The following is an 18,359-nucleotide window of genomic DNA, read 5'->3' as shown; positions in this document are numbered from 1 at the left end:
CCGGTCTGATGTCCGACGTCCCGGCGTGCTGCCGCCGGGGCCTTTATGGAGTAGTCATGTTGGTACCGAACTTCATCTGTCAGTGCACCGCTGCAGCCCGGGAGACGCACTGATGGCCACCATCCTCATCGTCGACGACCGGCCGAGCAACCGCGCCTATCTGCTCGCCCTGCTCGGCTTCACCGAACACCGCCTGCTGGAGGCCGAAGACGGCGCCGCCGCCCTCGCGCTGGTGCGCGGCGAGCGTCCCGACCTCATCATCACAGACATTCTGATGCCGACCATGGACGGCTACGAGTTCGTGCAGCGCCTGCGCGCCGACCGTGCATTGGCCGCGACCCGGGTCATCTTCTACTCGGCCGTCTACGCCGAAAGGGAGACCATCGCGATGGCGCGCAGCTGCGGCGTGCAGACCGTGCTCGGCAAGCCTTCCGACCCGCAGGACATCATGCAGGCGGTCAACGCCGAGCTGGGCCTGGCGACCGCGGTCCCGCACGAGGCCCGGCCGGGGCCGGCCGCCAGCGACTTTCCGCCGCCGTCCCAGCCCGGCGTCCAGGAGCCCGACGCGCGCCTGGCCCGGCTGCGCGACCTGTCGCTGCAGCTGGCCGGCGAACGCAAGGTCGAGGGCCTGGCCGATGCCTTCCTGCGCGCGGCCGGACGCATCATCGACGCCGACCGGATGGCGCTGTGCCTGCTCGACAGCGACGAGCGCAGCGTGCGCCACCTGGGTGCCAGCGGCTGCGACGCCGCCGCCATCCTGCCGCAGGCGGTGCGCACCCGGCTGACCGGCGCCCTGCCCGGCGCCCTGCTCGACGCGCGCCAGCCGCTGCTGCTGCTTGAGGGCGCGCCGCTGCTGGCCGCCCTGCCCGCCGACCTGGCGCGCGCCGGCGCCTTCCTCGGCCTGGCCGTGCGCGACCAGCACCACCTGCATGGCTGGATCGTCTTCGGCCGCGCAGCGGGCGCGCCTGCCTTCGGCACCGACGACGCCGGCTGGGCCTCGGCGCTGGCCGCGCAGCTGGCGGTCGCCTACGAAAACCTGAACCTGTACGGCGTTGTCCAGCGCCATGCCGCCCAGCTGCAGCTGGAAGCGACCGCGCGCGCCCAGGCCGACGCCGCCCTGCGCGAGAGCGAGCACCGGCTCGAGCTGGCGCGCCAGGTGTTCGACAGCACCCAGGAAAGCATCATCATGACCGATGCCTGCGCCAACATCGTGGCGGTCAACCCGGCTTTCGAGCAGAACAGCGGCTTTCGCGAATGGGAAGTCATCGGCAAGAACCCGCGCATCCTGTCTTCGGGACGTCACGACGCATCCATTTTCCGCTGCATGTGGGCGAACCTGGAAGAGCACGGCCAGTGGCGCGGCGAGCTCTGGAACCGCCGCAGGAACGGCGAGATTTATCCGGAAAGAACGAGCATCAGCGCCGTGCACGACGATGCCGGCAAGCTGACCGCCTATGTCTCGGTCTCGACCGACCTGTCGGCGCTGAAAGCGGCCCACAACCAGCTCGATTTCCTCTCGAACCACGATGCCCTGACCCTGCTGCCGAACCGCTCGCTGTTCCAAGACCGCCTGCAGCAGTCGATCGCGGCCGCGCGCCGCGACGGCACCCAGCTGGCGCTGCTGCTGGTGAACGTCGACCGTCTGTCTCGCATCAACGACAGCCTGGGCCATGCGGCCGGCGACGCCCTGCTGCGCGAAGTGGCGCGCCGCGCCGGCCTGGTGGCCGGCCCCGCCGATACCGTCGCGCGCCTGTCGGGCGACGAATTCGTGCTGCTCACCGAATGCGAGGACACCGAGGCCATCATCCTGGTCGCGCGCAGCCTGATCGACGCCATCGCCCAACCGGTATCGGTGGAGGGCCACGACGTGGTCGTCACCGGCAGCATCGGCATCAGCGTCTTCCCGCGCGACGGCGACGCGCCCAGCGACCTGCTGAAGGCGGCCGACGCCGCCCTGGCGCACCAGAAGGACGCTGGCCGCAACGGCTTCCGCTTCTTCAAGGGCGAGATGAACGACCAGGCGCTGCGCTGGCTGGCGCTGGAAACGCGCCTGCGCCGCGCCATCGGGCGCGCCGAGCTGGCGCTGCACTTCCAGCCCCAGGTGGCAACCGGCGACGGCCGCGTGCTCGGCATGGAAGCCCTGCTGCGCTGGCACAGTTCGGAACTGGGGCGGGTCTCGCCGGCCGACTTCATCCCGCTGGCCGAAGACACGGGCCTGATCCTGCCGATCGGCGACTGGGTAATCCGCCAGGCCTGCCTGCAGAACAAGGCCTGGCAGGACGCCGGCCTGCCGCGCGTCCCGGTAGCGGTTAACGTGTCGGCGCACCAGTTCAAGGCCGGCACCGTCCCGGCGGTGGTGCGCACGGCCCTGCTCGAATCCGGCCTCGAAGGACGCTACCTCGAGGTCGAACTGACCGAGAGCGTGATGCTGGGCGATACCACCGCCGCCGAAGCGCAGCTGGCCGAGCTGCGCGCGATGGGCGTGTCGCTCTCGCTCGACGACTTCGGCACCGGCTACTCCTCGCTCGGCTACCTGTCGCGCTTCTCGCTCGACAAGCTGAAGATCGACCAGGCGTTCGTGCGCAACATCACGACCGACCCGCGCAGCGCGGCCATCGCCCAGGCCACGATCGCCCTGGCCGACGGGCTCTCGCTGCGCGTTGTCGCCGAGGGGGTCGAGACGCTCGCCCAGCGCGACTTCCTGGGCCGGATCGGCTGCCAGGTGCTGCAGGGTTACCTGTACAGCCAGCCGCTGCCGGCGCGCGAGATGGAGAGCCTGCTGCGCAAGGGACGCGTTGTGGTCTGAGGCATTCGGACGCACAAGCCAACGAGCGGCCTTTACAATGGCCGCTCGACGTCTTTTCGCCGGAACCTCGATGAATCCCATGCGCTTCCTTCGCAGTACTCTTTTTGCCTTCCTCCTCGTCCAGCCTTTCGTTGCCGGCGCCGCCCTCAAGCTCGACGCCCCGATCCCGGTCGGCCCGCAAGTCAAGGTCGGCAAGCTGCCCAACGGCCTGACCTGGTACATCCAGAAGAACGGCCGCCCCGAGCGCCGGCTGGAACTGCGCCTGGTGGTGAAAGCCGGCTCGATCCAGGAAGACGATGACCAGCAGGGCCTGGCGCATTTTGTCGAGCACATGGCCTTCAACGGGTCCGCGCGCTTCAAGAAGCATGAACTGGTCGACTACCTGCAGTCGATCGGCGTCAAGTTCGGCGCCGACCTGAATGCCTACACGTCGTTCGATGAAACGGTCTACATCCTGCCGATCCCGGCCGACCGCCCCGAACACCTGACCAAGGCCTTCCAGGTGCTGGAAGACTGGGCGCAGGGCATCACCTTCGACGAGGCGACGGTCGAGAAGGAGCGCGGCATCGTGCTGGAAGAGCTGCGGCTCGGCAAAGGCGCCGCCGACCGCATCGGCAAGCAGCTGTATCCGAAGATCTACAACGGCTCGCGCTATGCCGAGCGGCTGCCGATCGGGAAGGAAGAAGTGCTGCGCAGCTTCCGCCCGGAGGCGCTGCGCCGCTTCTATCGCGACTGGTACCGGCCCGACCTGATGGCGGTGGTCGCCGTCGGGGACGCCGATCCCAAGCTCATCGAAAAGCTGGTGCGCACCCACTTCGGCAAGCTGAAGAACCCGTCGCCGTCGCGCCCGCGCGTCTACGCCGAGATCCCGGCGCGCGAAACGACCGAGGCGGTGGTCGTGACCGACCGGGAAGCCGGCGGCAACGGCGTCCTGATCCGCTACCCGGTGCAGCCGGTACGCGAGCCCGATACCGTGCGCGGCTACCGCGAGCAGCTGGTCGAGGGCCTGTTCGGCGACATGCTGGGCGACCGCCTGCACGCGCTGTCGCAGCTGCCCGAGCCGCCCTTCCTGCGCGGCGGCAGCGGCCTGGGCAAGCTCACACCCTTCTATAAATCCTTCAATTCCAGCGCCGTCATCGGCCAGGGCGGCGCGCCGGCCGCGATCGACGCCCTGGTGCGCGAGAACGAACGGGTGCGCCGCCATGGCTTCACCGCGGCCGAACTCGAGCGCGCCAAGAAGGACATGATGCGCAACTTCGAGCGCACCTACAGCGAGCGCGACAAGACCAACTCCGCCGTCTACGTGGCCGAGTACATGCGCAACTTCCTGCAGCAGGAACCGATCCCCGGCATCGCCCGCGAGTACCGCTACGTGCAGGAGATGCTGCCCGGGATCTCGCTCGAGGAGATGAACGCCTACGCGCGCCGCACCATTCCCGCCGAATCGGGCAAGCTGGTGATCTATACCGGCATCGCCCGCGACGACATGCCGCCGCCGGAGGGTCCCGCCCTGCTGGCGGCCCTCGCCCGCGCCGAGCAGGCCGAGGTGGCGCCCTACGAGGAAAAGGCGCTGGGCGCGCAGCTGATGGCGCAGCCGCCCAAGCCCGGCCAGATCGTCCTTGAAACCGAGGACCGGGGACTGGGCCTGACCCACCTGACCCTGTCGAACGGCGTCCAGGTCATCCTCAAGCCCACCGACTTCCGCAACGACCAGGTGGTGATGAGCGCCGCGCGCTACGGCGGCCAGAGCCTGTACGAGATCGGCGACATCCTCAACACGCGCTACGCCAGCAGCATCGTCGCCGCCATGGGCCTGAAGGACTACTCGCCGCTCGACCTGTCCAAGGTTTTGGCCGGCAAGTCCGCCGCCGTGACGATGGGCATGGCCGGCTACAGCGAGGTGATCGGCGCCTCGTCGGGAGCGGGCGATATCGAAACGATGCTGCAGCTGCTCTGGCTGCGCTTTGACGCCGTGCGTCGCGACGAAGACCTGTTCACATCCTTCATCGGCAAGCAGGCCGAAGCCGCGCGCAACCGCCTCGGCGAGCCGGGCGCACGCTTCGGCGACACCGTGATCGCGACCCTGTACAACAACCATCCGCGCGCGCCGCGACCGCTGCGTCCCGAGGAATACGCGCAGATCGACCTCGACCGCAGCATCGCGATCTACCGCGAACGCTTCTCGAGCGCCAAGGGACTGACCTTCGTGCTGGTCGGCAGCTTCGACCCGGTCAAGCTGAAACCGCTGCTGGCGACCTATCTCGGCAGCTTGCCGACGCCGGACATCCCGGTCGGCTGGCGCGACGTCGGGCTGCGCCCGGTGACGGGCGTGGTCAAGCGCGCCGTCTACAGCGGCACCGAGCCGAAAAGCACGATCTCGCTTACCTTCACCGGCAAGGCCGAGTTCTCGCAGCTCGAACAGATGCGCATGCAGGCGCTGATCGAAGTGCTCAACCTGCGCATCATCGAAGTGCTGCGCGAAAAACTCTCGCTGATCTACGGCGGCAGCGCCGGCGGCGGCATCAGCCGCGTCCCCTACGGGAACTACTCGCTCTCGCTCACCCTGCCGACCGGGCCGGAAAGCGTCGACAAGGTGCTCGCCGCCACCTTCGAGGAATTCGAACGCCTCAAGCGCGAAGGCCCACAGCCGGCCGACCTGGCCAAGGTGAAGCAGAACTGGATCCAGAACTACCGCAAGGCGCTGCGCGAAAACGGCTACTGGCTGGGACGCATCCAGTCCTCGCTGATGGACGGCACCGACCCGCACACCATCCTGACCCACGAGGCCCGCGTCCAGGCCCTCAGCGCGCAGGAAGTCCAGGAAGCGGCGCGGCGCTACCTGGACAACAACAACTATGTGCAGGTGGTGTTGTATCCGCAGAAGGCGGAGGCGAAGAAGGAAGAGGCAGCCCAGCCGGCAAGTTAAACCGTAGGGTGGACGGCTCTGCCGTCCACGCGTTCAGATCACGTGTGAATGTCTGCTCCGCTGATCTCGCATTGGTTGAACGCGTGGACGGCGAAGCCGTCCGGTGAACCCGTTGTCGAGGCCACTGGCCTCGACAACCCCTACGCTATTTCAAGTACTTCTCGAACCACTCCACCGTCCGCCGGCGCTGGTCCAGCTGGTGCTCCGGCTTGCGGATCGCATGCCCTTCCCCGTCGTAGATCACCAGCGTGGTCGGCGTGCCGATCGCGCGCAGGCCGTGCCAGAACTCCATCGACTGCACGGCCGGCGTCTCGACGTCGCGCTCGCCCACGTAAAGCAGGGTCGGCGTCCGGGCGTTCCTGATCGACTCGATCGGCGAGGCGCGCCGGTACACGGCCTGGTCGTCGTACATGGCGGCCCCGAAGAAGGGCACCATCCACTGGTCGATGCCGTTCTGGCCGTAATAACTGATCCAGTTGGCGATGCCGGCGCCGGCCACCGCGGCCTTGAAGCGGTCGCTGTGGGTGACGCCCCACATGGTCATGAAGCCGCCGTAGGAGTGGCCCATCAGCCCGAGGCGGGCGCCGTCGATCGGCGCTTCCTTGATCGCCGCGTCGACCCCGGCCAGGATGTCGCGCCAGTCGCCGCCGCCGAAATCGCGCCGGTTGGCCTGGGTGAAGGCCAACCCCTGGCCGAAGCTGCCGCGCGGGTTCGGGTAAAAGACGAAGTAGCCGCGCTCGACCAGCTCGCGCACCAGCGGGTTGCCGAATTCGCCGCTCGCGACGAAACGCGGCATGGCCGCCGAAGCCGGCCCGCCGTGGACGATCACCACCATCGGATGTTTTTTCCCGGTTGGCACCTGGCGCGGCCCGACCAGCCAGCCCTGGCTCCTGAAACCCTCGTTGGTCCAGCCGATGCTGCGCGCCAGCACCTGCGGCGCAAAGGCCTCGTTGTCGCCCGTGATGGGCTTCAGCTCGGGCAGCCGGCCGGCATGGATGTGCGGCGCCGCCTCGAACGATTCGATCACCGAGACCGCGCTGGCGCCGTCGCGGCTGAAGACGATGCGGCCGTCGCGCGAGCCGTTCGCCGCCACCGGCGCCGACCACAGGGTGCGCGTGCCGCGCGTCGCGGGATCGATCGCGACCACCGCCATCTCGGCGCCCTGCAGGCTGGAGGCGACCAGCTGCGCGCCCTTCCAGGCCAGGCCGTTGAAGGAGCCCGCGTAGCCGGGGGTGACGTCGACCGGCTCTCCTCCCGCCAGCGGCACGGTGAAGATGTCGCCGCCGACCGAGCCGAAGTCGCTCATCAGGCCGCCCACGAAAGCCACCGTGCGCCCGTCCGGCGACACCTGGGGCAGGCTGACCTGCATCTTCGGCGCGGCGATGACGCGCAGGGCGCCGCTGGCGGCGTCGACGTGGCCGAGCGTGGCGACCCACCAGTTGTTGTCGCCATTACCCTTGGCGCTAGTCGCCACGAAACCCTTGCCGTCGGGCGTCCAGCCGTATTCGTAGACGTAGGTGTCGGCCGGCGACACCAGCCGCAGCTGGCCGCCGGCGCTGGGGACGACGGCGATGCGCTGGGCATCCTCGCTCACGCCGATCTCGCCGACCTGGCGCGCGCCCGCTTCCACGGCGCCGGTCTGCTTGGTGGCACCGACCGTGGCGAGCAGCGCGATGCTGGCGCCGTCGGGCGACCAGCGCGCCGTGTTGGCGACGCCCTTGACGGCGCCGAGCGGCGTCGTCTTTCCAGCGCGCGCCACCCACAGCGTCGCGACGCCTCCCAACGGATCGGCGGCAATGAAGGCGAGCCCTTCGCGGTCGGGCGACCACGACGGAAAATCGTAGGAACAGCTGGCGCAGGGGTCGTACTCGGCCGTGATCCGGCCGCTGGCGGCATCGCGCACGACGATGCGCGCATGCGCCCTGCGGCCCGGCACACCCGGGTCCAGCGACTCGATCGCGGCGATCCGCTCGCCGCCGGCGCTGATCGCCACCGACCGGTATTCGCGCATCTGCGCCGCTGCGGCGCCGCTTGCAGCCAGCAGCAACGCCAGCCCGAGCGCATACGCCGTCGCGCCGGCTCCCACCCGTCCCTCATCGTGTTTCATCTCTTCTCCTCGTCCTCGGCCGCCCTGCATCGACACTGCGATTGTGGGCGAACTCATGTTTGATTTGCAGCGCGCAGTCTACGCGGATTCGGGTGCGTCGGGTGCGCAACAAAAACCATGCAGCAAGGGTAATCTTGCCTAGATGCATGAAATTCGGTGGCAGATCCTTGACGCACCGCTAGACTGGAGGTTCGAACTGGGCGGGAGTTGAGGATGATTTACAAGGACTGCGATAACAAGGAACCGGTCGTCACGATACTCGAACGCATGCTCGCGCTGGCGGGTCCCGACAAGCGCGCGCTGATCGAGCGCCAGCTGCGCACCATGCGCGCCGGGCTCAAGGGCGAGCGCGAGGCGGCCTGGCTGATCGATGTCTACCTGAAGGACGCGACGCGCACGGCGGTCGTGCACGATCTGCGGCTCGACCTGGGCGGCGGTGAAGTGGCGCAGATCGACCACCTGCTGATCCAGCGCACGCGCCGCTTCCACCTGCTCGACACCAAGCATTTTTCGCAGGCCCTGAAGATCACCGAGGCCGGCGAATTCCTGCGCTGGAACGAGTCCGCGAAAACCTGGGACAGCATACCCTCGCCGCTGGCGCAGAACGCCGCGCGGGTGCCGGTCCTGCGGCGGGCGCTGGACAAGCTGGGACTGGGCGACTGCCCGATCGAATCCTGGGTGGTGGTGGCGCCGAGCACCCGCATCGACCGCCCGCGCCGCTTCGATACCTCGCAGGTCATCAGGACCGACCAGTTCATCGAAAGGATGAACAAGTCGCTGGAAAACGCACCGGCGCTGGAGGCGGCGGCCGGCCTGCTGCGCACCGGCCTGTACGACTCGATCGGCGACATCGCCCACAAGCTGGTGGCGCTGCACTGCCCGTCCACCACCGATTACATGGCGCGGTTCGGGGTTGTGCACGAGGCGCCGGCTGTGCAGGATTCACCGGCGCCCGACGGGGGCGGGAGCAGTTCGCTCCATTTCAGTAATCCAGATTGAGCCACCCGGTGAAGCTGTTCACGCTTCTGAAACGCGTGGAGTCAGGACTCCACGCCTTGCTACGCCCGCAGAACCCGCGGCAGAAACGTTAACCCGAAAACCTCAGGCCTTCGCAGCCGACAGCATCCGCTCGACATACCGCGCAATCAGGTCGATCTCCAGGTTGACCTTCGACCCGGCCTGCAGGTGCTTCAGGGTTGTCACCTCGATCGTATGCGGAATCAGGTTGATCGAGAACCGGCACACCTTGCCGCCATCGAGTGCCAGGTCCTCGACGCGGTTGACGGTGAGCGAGACGCCGTTGACCACCACCGAACCTTTATACGCCAGGAACTTCGCCAGCTCGAACGGCGCGTCGATGACCAGCTCGCGCGACTCGCCCACGGCTTCGAAGCTGTGAACGGTCCCGAGACCGTCGACGTGGCCCGACACCAGGTGGCCGCCCAGGCGCTCGGCCAGGGTCAGCGCCTTTTCCAGGTTGACTTCGCCCGGCGCGTCCAGGCCCACGGTCTTGCTCAGGCTCTCGCGCGAGACGTCGACCGCGAAGGCGCTGCCGGTCTTGGCGACCACGGTCATGCAGGCGCCGTTGATGGCGATCGAGTCGCCCAGCACGACGTCGGCCAGCGGCAGGCCGCCGGCGTCGATCTCGAGGCGCACGCCTGCGTCATCGCTGCCGGCCAGCGGCACAACGGAGTTGATCTTGCCGACGGCGGCGACGATTCCAGTAAACATACGATCTGTTCCTTAATGTGATTCTGTAGGGGTGAAACGCGCGAGGATACGCAAGTCGCTGCCGACCTGGCTCACGGTGTGAAAACGCAGGGCGATCCGGCCGGCCAGGCTGTCCAATGGCGGCAGCGCGAACATGCCCTGCCCGGCGCCGATCAGGCTCGGGGCCAGGTACACCAGCAGTTCGTCGACGCAGCCTTCGCGCACCAGCGAGGCGTTCAGCTTGGAACCGGCCTCGACGTGTACTTCGTTGATTTCGCGCCGGCCCAGTTCCAGCATCAGCGCGGGCAGGTCGACCTTGCCGCCGGCATTCGGCAGCAGGATGATCTCGTGCCCCGCCGCGCGCAGGCTGGCCTCTTTCTCCGGATGGGGCACGGCCGCCACGATCCAGCAGGGTTCTCCCTGCAGGATGCGCGCCCCGAGGTCGATGTCGAGCCGGCTGTCGACGATCACGCGGCGCGGCTGGCGCGGCGTCTCCACGCCACGCACCGTCAGCTGCGGGTCGTCCGCCTTCACCGTGCCGATGCCGGTCAGGATGGCGCAGGCGCGGGCGCGCCAGGCGTGGCCGTCGGCGCGGGCGTCCAGCCCCGTGATCCACTGGCTCTCGCCGCTGTTCAGGGCCGTCATGCCGTCCAGGCTGGCCGCCGTCTTCAGGCGCACCCAGGGCCGGCCGCGCTGCATGCGCGAGAAGAAGCCGATATTCAGTTCGTGCGCAGCCTCGGCCAGCAGGCCGGACGCGGTCTCGATGCCGGCCGCCTCCAGCTGGGCCATGCCGCGCCCCGCCACCAGCGGATTGGGGTCGCCCATGGCCGCCACCACGCGGCCCAGACCTGCTTCGACCAGCGCCTTCGAGCACGGCGGCGTGCGCCCGTAGTGGCTGCACGGTTCGAGCGTGACGTAGGCGGTGGCGCCGCGCACGTCCTTGCCGCGCGCGGCGGCGTCGCGCAGCGCCTGGACTTCGGCGTGGGCCTGGCCGGCGGGCTGGGTGTGGCCGGCGCCGATCACCTCGCCGTCCTTCACGATCACGCAGCCTATGCGCGGGTTGGGCGCGGTAATGTACATGCCCTTCGCGGCCCACTCCAGGGCCAGGGCCATGCCCTCGGTATCGGTCTTGATCTGCAAAATGGTCTTCGTCGGTGTCGGTAACGCGCTTCAAGAGGGAGCGTCGGCGCCCTCGCAATTGTCCTCGCGCGCCGGGTTGCAGATGCGCGCCCGGCCCAGCATGTTGATTTTAATACGGCGGATCGCGCCGCCATGAAACAGCGACAGCGTACCCGGGCGCGCCGCGCTGCCGTTAGTGCCGCTGCAACTGCGCCCGGCGCCATTGTAGGCGATGTATTGCGGCAGCGCAGGGCCGGTGAAGGCATAGTCGAAGGCAAACCCGGGCGCCAGCGGCCCATGCACGGCGATGATGTCGTCGCCGGGACCGGCCGCGCCGTCGCCGTCGCGGTCGGCGAAGACCGTCCAGCCCTGGGCCCAGTCGCTGCCCGCCGGGTCGCGCGGCGCCAGCCGGATGCGTTCGTTGCGGGCGATCGCCTGCGCACGCGCCAGCCCGATCGCCTCGAACAAGTCGCTGCTGGCGGCGCGCAGTTGCTGATTGCGCACCAGCGCATTCAGGTCGGGCAAGGCGACCGCCAGCAGCGCCGCGCCGATCGCCAGCACGGCCAGCAGTTCGACCAGGGTAAAGCCGGGCAGCCGGCGCTTCATGGCCAGCACCGCTTGCCGGTGCCTCCCGCCCTCTGCTCGCCCGTACTCGACAGGGTCAGCGTGCCGCATTCGGGGTCGCTGAAGCGGGCGTCGACCCTGGCCGTGCCGGGGCGTGCAAGCAGCTGCACGCAGTCGCGCAGGGCGGCGCCGGGGCAGGCCTGCGCTTCCAGCTCGTAGGCGCTGCCTTCGGCGCGGCTGCCCGACCACCAGGGCATGCCCTGGATGGGGGCGGCGCTGGAAAAGGCGACATAGGTATGGTGGAGTGCACGGTGCTGCTCCTGCTGCTGCATCGCGTTCAGCAGCGCCACCTGCCCTTCGGTGCGGCGCGCCTTCGTCATATAGCCGGCATACCCCGGGTAGGCCAGCGCCGCCAGCACGGACAGGATGAGCAGCACGGCCAGCATTTCGATCAGGGTAAAGCCGGCACCAAGCCGTTTGCGGCGGTTCATGGTTTGCTCCTCTTGAAAAATCAGGCTGTTCAGGAAGCGGCCCGGTGCAGCTCGGGCCAGTTGGCGATTTCGCGCCGTCCCAGGCGGCGGCCGGGAGTCGCCGTGCCGGCGGCGCGCTGGTAGGTGCCCTGCAGGACAACGACGGTGGCGGCTTCGGCGCCGAAGCCGATGGCGGTGATCCGGTAGCGCGGCGCAGTTCCGTGCGCCGGCGCCGGCAGCAATTCGATCAGGTAGCGCGGCGGACGCGCGGGCAGCAGTCCGGCGCCGGTCGGCATCGACCGCCCGGTAAAGCGCCCGTACTCGACAGCCTGGTCGCCCGCCAGGTCCGCCGCCTGCCAGGCGGGCGCGCCGGACGGTCCGTTCAGGCTGCACAGCCCGCTGCGCTCGGCGCCGCCCGTGCAGCGCTCCATGAAGGCGCCGGCATCCTGGGCGGCGAAGATCGCCGTGCGCGGCGAGGCCGGGCCGGCCGCGCCGTCGATGTCGCGCTCGGCGTCCAGCAGCGCCGCCTCGGCCGCCGCCAGCGCCACCTGGCGGTCGCGTTCGTGCCGTGCCGACTTCGATGCCGAGAGCGCGGCGCGCATGCTGGAGGCTGACATCATCAGGACGGCGAGCATCAGGAACAGTACGGTCGCGAGGGCTGCGCCCTGCTGGCGCGATGGCGGTCGGGCGCGCATGGCGGCCTACTGGAGCGGCGCGCCGACGGCGAACACGGCGCTGAACAGGCGGCGCCCGGGCGCCGGCCCGGATCCGTCCAGCTCGCTCGCCGCCAGCCGCGTGCCGGGATCAAGGCCGCCATCGTAGGCAGGACCGAACAGGGTCCAGGCCGCCGGCTGGATCGGTGCGGCAGACCGTCGGTCGCCGTGCAGCAGCAGCGACACCCGGATGCTGGTCACGCGCTTCCACCAGGTTTTCTTGTTCAGCTCAGGCGTGCCCACCACGCCGAGGGCGGCGTCCAGCGCGTCGACGGCGGTCGCGTTCAGGTAGCGGTTCGGAATGCCGTCGGCCGGACTGTCGGTGTCGATCCCGTACAGCACCTGGAAACCGTCGACACCCTTGACCAGGGCGTCGGCGCTCCAGTTGCTCGCGCCGCGGTACTTGCAGCGCAGCTCAGCCTTGCCGCCGGCGTCCCGTGCGACGTAGAAGATGCTCCAGCCCTCCTCGGCTTCATGCACGGCAAAGCCGGCGCAGTTGAGGACGCTGCCGTCGCCATCCGGGGCATGGCCTGCGCCGGGATAGCGCAGGGCCAGCACGTCGCTGCCGTGGACGGCGTCGGGCAAGGAAGCCTGGATGCCGGCGGCCGTTTTCGAGAGCGTGCGCCCGTCCAGCCCGGAGACCGGCGCCGGCATGGTATCGATGGGCGCATTACCGACCCGCTCCCAGTCGACGAAAGCGGCCTGCCCGACCGCGCGCCCGATGAGCGAGAGCGCATAGCGCCCGCTGTCGTCGAGGCCGACGGCATCGGCTTGCGCCTCATGCGACCGGTTCGCGCCCACCAGCAGCATCGAGGCCGCCAGCAGCAGGCCAAGGCCGAGCGCGAGCGCGACGAGCAGCTCGACGAGCGTCATGCCGTACTCGCGCAGCGAAGGATGCAGCTTCATCCCGACACCACCATGGCGACGAAGGGCGTCGCCTGGCCAGGGTCGCCCGGCCGGCGCCAGCCGATCTTGACAACCAGCGGCGCAGAACTGGCGCCCGAACAGGCCCACTCGAGCGCCCCGCTCGTCGCGGCGGCGTCCCGGCAGAGCACGATGCGTCCGCCCGGGAAGGCATCGTGCACGCCCTGCGCGACTTCATGCAGGTCGAAGCGCGCCAGCTGGGCGCTGTCGCATGCGGCCCCGCCGAAGCAGTGCACGGACGGCGCGGACGGCGCCCCGCCGGCGGCGTCGTAATCGAGCTCGAGATAGGGATTGACGGCGTCGGACAGCGCCATCTGCGCCGTGTTGACGCGCATGCGCGCCGCCAGCGAAGCGGCCAGCGCCACGGCCTCGGATTCGAGCGCCGCCTGCTGGCGCAGCCGCGCGCTCGCGGCCTGGCTGCCGGCTGCACCGAGTGCGCCGACCGCCAGTACGAACATGGCCGCCAGCACTTCGAGCAGCGTAAAGCCGCCGCATTGCCGGCACTGCAAGCGAGACCGCTGCACGGGACACCTCCACGATTCAAGCGCAGGATTGCGCGAGCTGCGAAGTTATCAGCGCGCTTTCGGCCGAGCCTGCGATGGCTCAAGCGTGCGCGGAGTGGGTGCCGGAGCGGTGTACGGGGAAATTTACTTTCGGGGATGGCCGACTTCGGCGAGGGCCTGCTGGAACTCGGCCAGGTCCTTGAAGTCCTTGTAGACGGAAGCAAAGCGGATATACGCGATTTCGTCGAGGCGCTTGAGCTCCTGCATGACGAGTTCGCCGACATAGCCGGTATCGACTTCGCGCCGGCCGCTGGTGAGCAGCTTTTCCTCGATCGAGGCGACGGCGGCGTCGATCGCCTCGGCCGCGACCGGGCGCTTCCTCAGGGCCAGCATCAGGCTGCCGCGCAGTTTGCTGGACGCGAATTCGGTACGGCTGCCGTTCTTCTTGACGATGATCGGCATCGACAATTCGATGCGTTCGTAGGTGGTAAAGCGCTTGTCGCATTTGCCGCAGCGGCGCCGGCGCCGGATGGCGTCGCCCTCCTCGGATACGCGGGTATCGAGGACCTGGGTGTCTTCATGCTGGCAGAACGGACATTTCATGGCGTAATAATAAAGCAAAAAGGAACGGCACCCCGGCTTGTCGGGCTACCGTTCCCTCGATCCTACTCTTGTTGCTGGCTAGCTGTTTCCGCTCAGGCTGCGTAGACCGGATACTTGTCGGTCAGCACCTTGACTTCAGCCTTGACGCGCTCGATGGTCGCGGCGTCGTGCGGGTTGTCCAGCACGTCGGCGATCAGGTGGCCCACCTTGGTCGCATCTTCTTCCTTGAAGCCGCGGGTCGTGAACGCCGGGCTCCCCAGGCGGATGCCCGAGGTGACGAAAGGCTTCTGCGGGTCGTTCGGGATGCCGTTCTTGTTGCAGGTCATGTGCGCCTGGCCCAGGATCGCCTCCGCTTCCTTGCCGGTCAGGCCTTTCGAACGCAGGTCGACCAGCATCACGTGGGCTTCGGTACGGCCGGAGACGATGCGCAGGCCGCGCGCGATCAGGGCGTCGGCCAGGGCCTTCGCGTTCTTGACGACCTGCTGCTGGTAGGCCTTGAATTCGGGCGACAGCGCTTCCTTGAAGGCGACGGCCTTGCCGGCGATGACGTGCATCAGCGGACCGCCCTGGATGCCCGGGAAGATCGCCGAGTTGATCTGCTTCTCGAACTCGGCCTTCATCAGGATGATGCCGCCGCGCGGGCCGCGCAGCGACTTGTGCGTGGTCGAGGTGACGAAGTCGGCGTACGGCACCGGGTTCGGGTATTCACCGGCGGCGATCAGGCCTGCGTAGTGGGCCATGTCGACCATGAAGTAGGCGCCGACTTCCTTCGCCACTTTCGCGAAGCGTTCGAAGTCGATGCGCAGCGCGAAGGCCGAGGCGCCGGCGATGATCATCTTCGGCTTGTGCTCGCGCGCCAGGCGCTCCATCTGCTCGTAGTCGATGTCTTCCTGCTCGGTCAGGCCGTAGGAAACGACGTTGAACCATTTGCCGGACATGTTCAGCGCCATGCCGTGGGTCAGGTGGCCGCCTTCGGCCAGCGACATGCCCATGATGGTGTCGCCGGGTTTGAGCATCGCGAAGAACACGCCCTGGTTCGCCTGCGAACCCGAGTTCGCCTGCACGTTGGCCGCTTCCGCGCCGAACAGTTGCTTGACGCGGTCGATCGCCAGCTGCTCGGCGACGTCGACGTATTCGCAGCCGCCGTAGTAGCGCTTGCCCGGATAGCCTTCGGCGTACTTATTCGTGAGCTGGGAGCCCTGGGCTTCCATCACGGCCGGCGAGGTGTAGTTCTCGGACGCGATCAGCTCGATGTGATCTTGCTGACGGGTGTTTTCCTTCTGAATGGCGTCCCACAATTCCGGGTCGACCTTGGCCAGCGTGTGATCTTTTGCAAACATGAACAAAACTCCAATCGATAAGAGAACCGGACAACGGCAGTGTTGGATCGGCAAGAAGGCCAGGAAGCAGCCAGCCGCGACGCAAAAATGCACGCGAACCATTGTCGGCTGCCCAGGCGAACGGCGGATGAAATCTCACGTTCCCCGGTGGTATATCCACCTTTCCCGTAACGCCGCTGATTCGCTTGCGTCACGGATTCGCCAGTCACGTGAGACGTAAATGGACTCGGGATTGTAATGGGAACTGCCCGCTTAGGGCAAGGAAAGCCGTGCCAGGCTGGCAACTGCCCCGACCGGTCAGGCAAGATGGTCATTTCGGCTACAATCATGGAGCTTCTGCCAACCGAGGAACTCCATCATGATCGTTTTCATCACCGGCGCCTCAGCCGGTTTCGGCGCCGAAATGGCCCGCACCTTCGTTCGCAACGGCCACCAGGTCGTCATGGCCGCGCGCCGCAAGGAACGCCTCGAAGCGCTTGCCGCGGAACTGGGCGAATCGGCGCTGCCGGTCGAGATGGACGTGACCAACAAGGCGTCGATCGAGGAAGCGCTGGCCCTGCTGCCGCAATCCTGGCGCCAGATCGACGTCCTGATCAACAACGCCGGCCTGGCGCTGGGCACCGCTCCCGCTCACGAGGCGCCGCTCGACGATTGGGAAACCATGATCGCGACCAACTGCCAGGGCCTGGTGACGATGACGCGCGCCCTGCTCCCAAGCATGGTCGAGCGCGGCAGCGGCCTGGTCATCAATCTCGGTTCGGTGGCGGGCCACTACCCCTACCCCGGCGGCAATGTCTACGGCGCCACCAAGGCCTTCGTGGAACAGTTCACGCTGAACCTGCGCGCCGACCTGGTCGGCACCGGCGTGCGCGCCACCAACCTGGCGCCGGGCCTGTGCGGCGGCACCGAGTTCTCGAACGTGCGCTTCAAGGGCAACGACGCCGCGGCGGCCAAGGTGTATGAAGGCACGACACCGCTGACGGCCAAGGACATCGCCGACACCGCCTACTGGATCGCAACGCTGCCGCCGCATGTGAACGTGAACAGCATCGAGCTGATGCCGACCTGCCAGGGCTTCTCGCCGTTCAATATCAAGCGCAGCTGACCGGTTTTCGTAGCGTGGACGGCTTCGCCGTCCACGCGTTCAAACCACGTCTACAACACCTGCTCGGCTGATGTTGCCCTGTTTGAACGCGTGGACGGGAAACCCGTCCACCCTACGGGTCAATAGATAATTTCCCAGAGCATCACACCGTGCGCCCCGGATTCGATAATTGTGAGAAAGTGTTACAGTTATTGTCCTGACAGCGTTGTCTCTCGTCTACTAGTGCGCGCTCAACAGGCTGAGCAAGAGCTCCCGGTCCCCTGCCCGGCCCGGGTGTTCGCTAGCGAACATATGCGCGAATGGCGTAAAATGTTTCCAATTATCATTTATGGCAAACTGACATGCCTTCCGTTTTCACCTGGGCAGTACGGGTCTACTACGAGGACACGGATGCCGGCGGTATCGTGTTCTACGCGAATTACCTGAAATTCTTCGAGCGTGCGCGTACCGAATGGCTGCGCGCCGCTGGCGTCAGGCAGCAGGACCTGATCGACCGCGAGGGTGTCGCCTTCGTCGTGCGCAGCGCGACGATCGATTACCACGCCCCGGCCCGCCTCGACGACGAGCTGACCCTGACCCTGTCGATCGAAAAGCTCGGCCGCGCCTCGGTGCAGTTCGTCCAGCAGGCGTACTGCGGCGAGCGTTTATTGGCCGCCGCCAGCGTGAAAGTGGGCTGCGTCGACATCGCCACGGTACGCCCGCGCTCGCTCCCCATCGAAGTGGCTGATAAAATGCGTGCCGCTTGACCCATTCAACAATATTGCATAACCGATGACACCGACCCACGACCTATCTTTCCTCGCCCTCATCAGCAACGCGCACATCATCGTGCAGCTCATCATGCTGTTGCTGCTCGTGCTGTCGGTAGTCAGCTGGTCGTACATCTTCCGCAAGGTCTTTGCGATCCGCGCCGCGCGGCGCCTGACCGAGCAGTTCGAGCGCAGCTTCTGGGCCGGCGGCAACCTGCATACCCTGCACCAGAGCGCTTCCGCCCAGCGTGAACAGAGCGGCCCGCTGGCGCGCATCTTCGAAGCCGGCATGGGTGAATTCATCAAGGGCAAGCAGGCCTCGCGCGACGCCCTCGACATGGGCGCGGTGCTGGACGGCTCGCGTCGCGCCATGCGCGCCGCCTTCCAGCGCGAACTCGACGGCCTCGACCTGCACCTGAACTTCCTGGCCTCGGTCGGTTCCGTCTCGCCCTACATCGGCCTGCTGGGCACCGTCTGGGGCATCATGAACGCGTTCCGCGGCCTGGCCAGCGTGCAGCAGGCAACCCTGGCCATCGTCGCCCCCGGCATTGCCGAAGCGCTGATCGCCACCGCCATTGGCCTGTTCGCGGCGATTCCGGCGGTCGTGGCCTACAACCGCTTCACGCACGACATCGACCGCCTGGCAACCCGCTTCGAGAGCTTCGTCGAAGAATTCTCGAACATCCTGCAGCGCCAGTCGCGCTGAGCGGAGGATCGAAC

The 18,359-nt window shown here is 67.7% G+C and carries 16 protein-coding genes and 1 riboswitch; of the genes, 6 read left to right on the top strand and 10 right to left on the bottom strand.

Going from position 1 to position 18,359, the window contains the following annotated elements:
• Nucleotides 1-112 precede the first annotated feature (112 nt).
• Entirely contained in the window at nucleotides 113-2,806 is a 2,694-nt protein-coding gene (locus tag ACWCIA_RS10025) for a two-component system response regulator (RefSeq protein WP_454162873.1), read from the top strand.
• 79 nt (nucleotides 2,807-2,885) lie between these two features.
• Nucleotides 2,886-5,732, top strand: coding sequence for a M16 family metallopeptidase (locus ACWCIA_RS10020; RefSeq protein ID WP_454162871.1), 2,847 nt, complete (start codon nucleotides 2,886-2,888; stop codon nucleotides 5,730-5,732).
• Nucleotides 5,733-5,877: 145 nt separating this feature from the next.
• Here ACWCIA_RS10020 and ACWCIA_RS10015 read toward each other — a convergent pair whose 3' ends face one another.
• Nucleotides 5,878-7,839, bottom strand: coding sequence for a S9 family peptidase (locus ACWCIA_RS10015; RefSeq protein WP_454162869.1), 1,962 nt, complete (start codon nucleotides 7,837-7,839; stop codon nucleotides 5,878-5,880).
• Between the two features lie 213 nt (nucleotides 7,840-8,052).
• On the opposite strand from ACWCIA_RS10015, the gene ACWCIA_RS10010 reads away from it, so the two are divergent.
• A complete protein-coding gene (locus ACWCIA_RS10010) occupies nucleotides 8,053-8,838 on the top strand; it encodes a nuclease-related domain-containing protein (protein ID WP_454162867.1) in 786 nt (261 codons plus the stop codon).
• A gap of 102 nt (nucleotides 8,839-8,940) precedes the next feature.
• Here the strand turns inward: ACWCIA_RS10010 and ACWCIA_RS10005 are convergent, their stop codons facing one another.
• The 9 genes from ACWCIA_RS10005 to glyA all read right to left on the bottom strand — a co-directional run bounded on the left by ACWCIA_RS10005 (nucleotide 8,941) and on the right by glyA (nucleotide 15,785).
• On the bottom strand, nucleotides 8,941-9,570 hold the full coding sequence (locus tag ACWCIA_RS10005; RefSeq protein WP_454162865.1) for a riboflavin synthase: 630 nt from the start codon (nucleotides 9,568-9,570) through the stop codon (nucleotides 8,941-8,943).
• A gap of 12 nt (nucleotides 9,571-9,582) precedes the next feature.
• Nucleotides 9,583-10,689, bottom strand: coding sequence for a bifunctional diaminohydroxyphosphoribosylaminopyrimidine deaminase/5-amino-6-(5-phosphoribosylamino)uracil reductase RibD (ribD, locus tag ACWCIA_RS10000; RefSeq protein ID WP_454162863.1), 1,107 nt, complete (start codon nucleotides 10,687-10,689; stop codon nucleotides 9,583-9,585).
• Between the two features lie 30 nt (nucleotides 10,690-10,719).
• The gene (locus ACWCIA_RS09995) at nucleotides 10,720-11,274 is read right to left on the bottom strand and encodes a GspH/FimT family pseudopilin (protein ID WP_454162861.1); all 555 of its coding nucleotides are present in this window, start codon (nucleotides 11,272-11,274) and stop codon (nucleotides 10,720-10,722) included.
• The gene (locus ACWCIA_RS09990; protein ID WP_454162859.1) at nucleotides 11,271-11,723 is read right to left on the bottom strand and encodes a type IV pilin protein; all 453 of its coding nucleotides are present in this window, start codon (nucleotides 11,721-11,723) and stop codon (nucleotides 11,271-11,273) included. The genes ACWCIA_RS09995 and ACWCIA_RS09990 overlap by 4 nt, the downstream gene beginning before the upstream one ends.
• Nucleotides 11,724-11,752: 29 nt before the next feature.
• The gene (locus tag ACWCIA_RS09985) at nucleotides 11,753-12,397 is read right to left on the bottom strand and encodes a pilus assembly PilX family protein (protein WP_454162857.1); all 645 of its coding nucleotides are present in this window, start codon (nucleotides 12,395-12,397) and stop codon (nucleotides 11,753-11,755) included.
• A gap of 6 nt (nucleotides 12,398-12,403) precedes the next feature.
• Nucleotides 12,404-13,321 (bottom strand): PilW family protein, encoded by a 918-nt coding sequence (locus tag ACWCIA_RS09980; RefSeq protein WP_454162855.1) that lies wholly within the window; start codon nucleotides 13,319-13,321, stop codon nucleotides 12,404-12,406.
• Nucleotides 13,318-13,863, bottom strand: a complete 546-nt coding sequence (gene pilV, locus ACWCIA_RS09975; RefSeq protein WP_454162854.1) for a type IV pilus modification protein PilV — start codon at nucleotides 13,861-13,863, stop codon at nucleotides 13,318-13,320. Before pilV ends, ACWCIA_RS09980 begins: the two co-directional genes overlap by 4 nt.
• 123 nt (nucleotides 13,864-13,986) lie before the next feature.
• Nucleotides 13,987-14,445, bottom strand: a complete 459-nt coding sequence (gene nrdR / locus ACWCIA_RS09970) for a transcriptional regulator NrdR (RefSeq protein ID WP_454162852.1) — start codon at nucleotides 14,443-14,445, stop codon at nucleotides 13,987-13,989.
• 92 nt (nucleotides 14,446-14,537) lie between these two features.
• A complete protein-coding gene (gene glyA / locus ACWCIA_RS09965) occupies nucleotides 14,538-15,785 on the bottom strand; it encodes a serine hydroxymethyltransferase (RefSeq protein WP_454162851.1) in 1,248 nt (415 codons plus the stop codon).
• 103 nt (nucleotides 15,786-15,888) lie between these two features.
• Nucleotides 15,889-16,004, bottom strand: a riboswitch (ZMP/ZTP riboswitch).
• A gap of 139 nt (nucleotides 16,005-16,143) precedes the next feature.
• On the opposite strand from glyA, the gene ACWCIA_RS09960 reads away from it, so the two are divergent.
• The 3 genes from ACWCIA_RS09960 to tolQ all read left to right on the top strand — a co-directional run bounded on the left by ACWCIA_RS09960 (nucleotide 16,144) and on the right by tolQ (nucleotide 18,345).
• Nucleotides 16,144-16,890 (top strand): SDR family oxidoreductase, encoded by a 747-nt coding sequence (locus ACWCIA_RS09960; RefSeq protein WP_454162849.1) that lies wholly within the window; start codon nucleotides 16,144-16,146, stop codon nucleotides 16,888-16,890.
• A gap of 341 nt (nucleotides 16,891-17,231) precedes the next feature.
• Nucleotides 17,232-17,636 (top strand): tol-pal system-associated acyl-CoA thioesterase, encoded by a 405-nt coding sequence (gene ybgC / locus ACWCIA_RS09955; RefSeq protein ID WP_454162848.1) that lies wholly within the window; start codon nucleotides 17,232-17,234, stop codon nucleotides 17,634-17,636.
• Nucleotides 17,637-17,661: 25 nt separating this feature from the next.
• On the top strand, nucleotides 17,662-18,345 hold the full coding sequence (gene tolQ / locus ACWCIA_RS09950) for a protein TolQ (protein ID WP_454162846.1): 684 nt from the start codon (nucleotides 17,662-17,664) through the stop codon (nucleotides 18,343-18,345).
• Nucleotides 18,346-18,359 lie beyond the last annotated feature (14 nt).

The sequence above is a fragment of the Massilia sp. SYSU DXS3249 genome (assembly GCF_053668055.1).
Note: the sequence above shows the minus strand (reverse complement) of the source record. Positions and strands in the feature narration are given on the sequence as shown.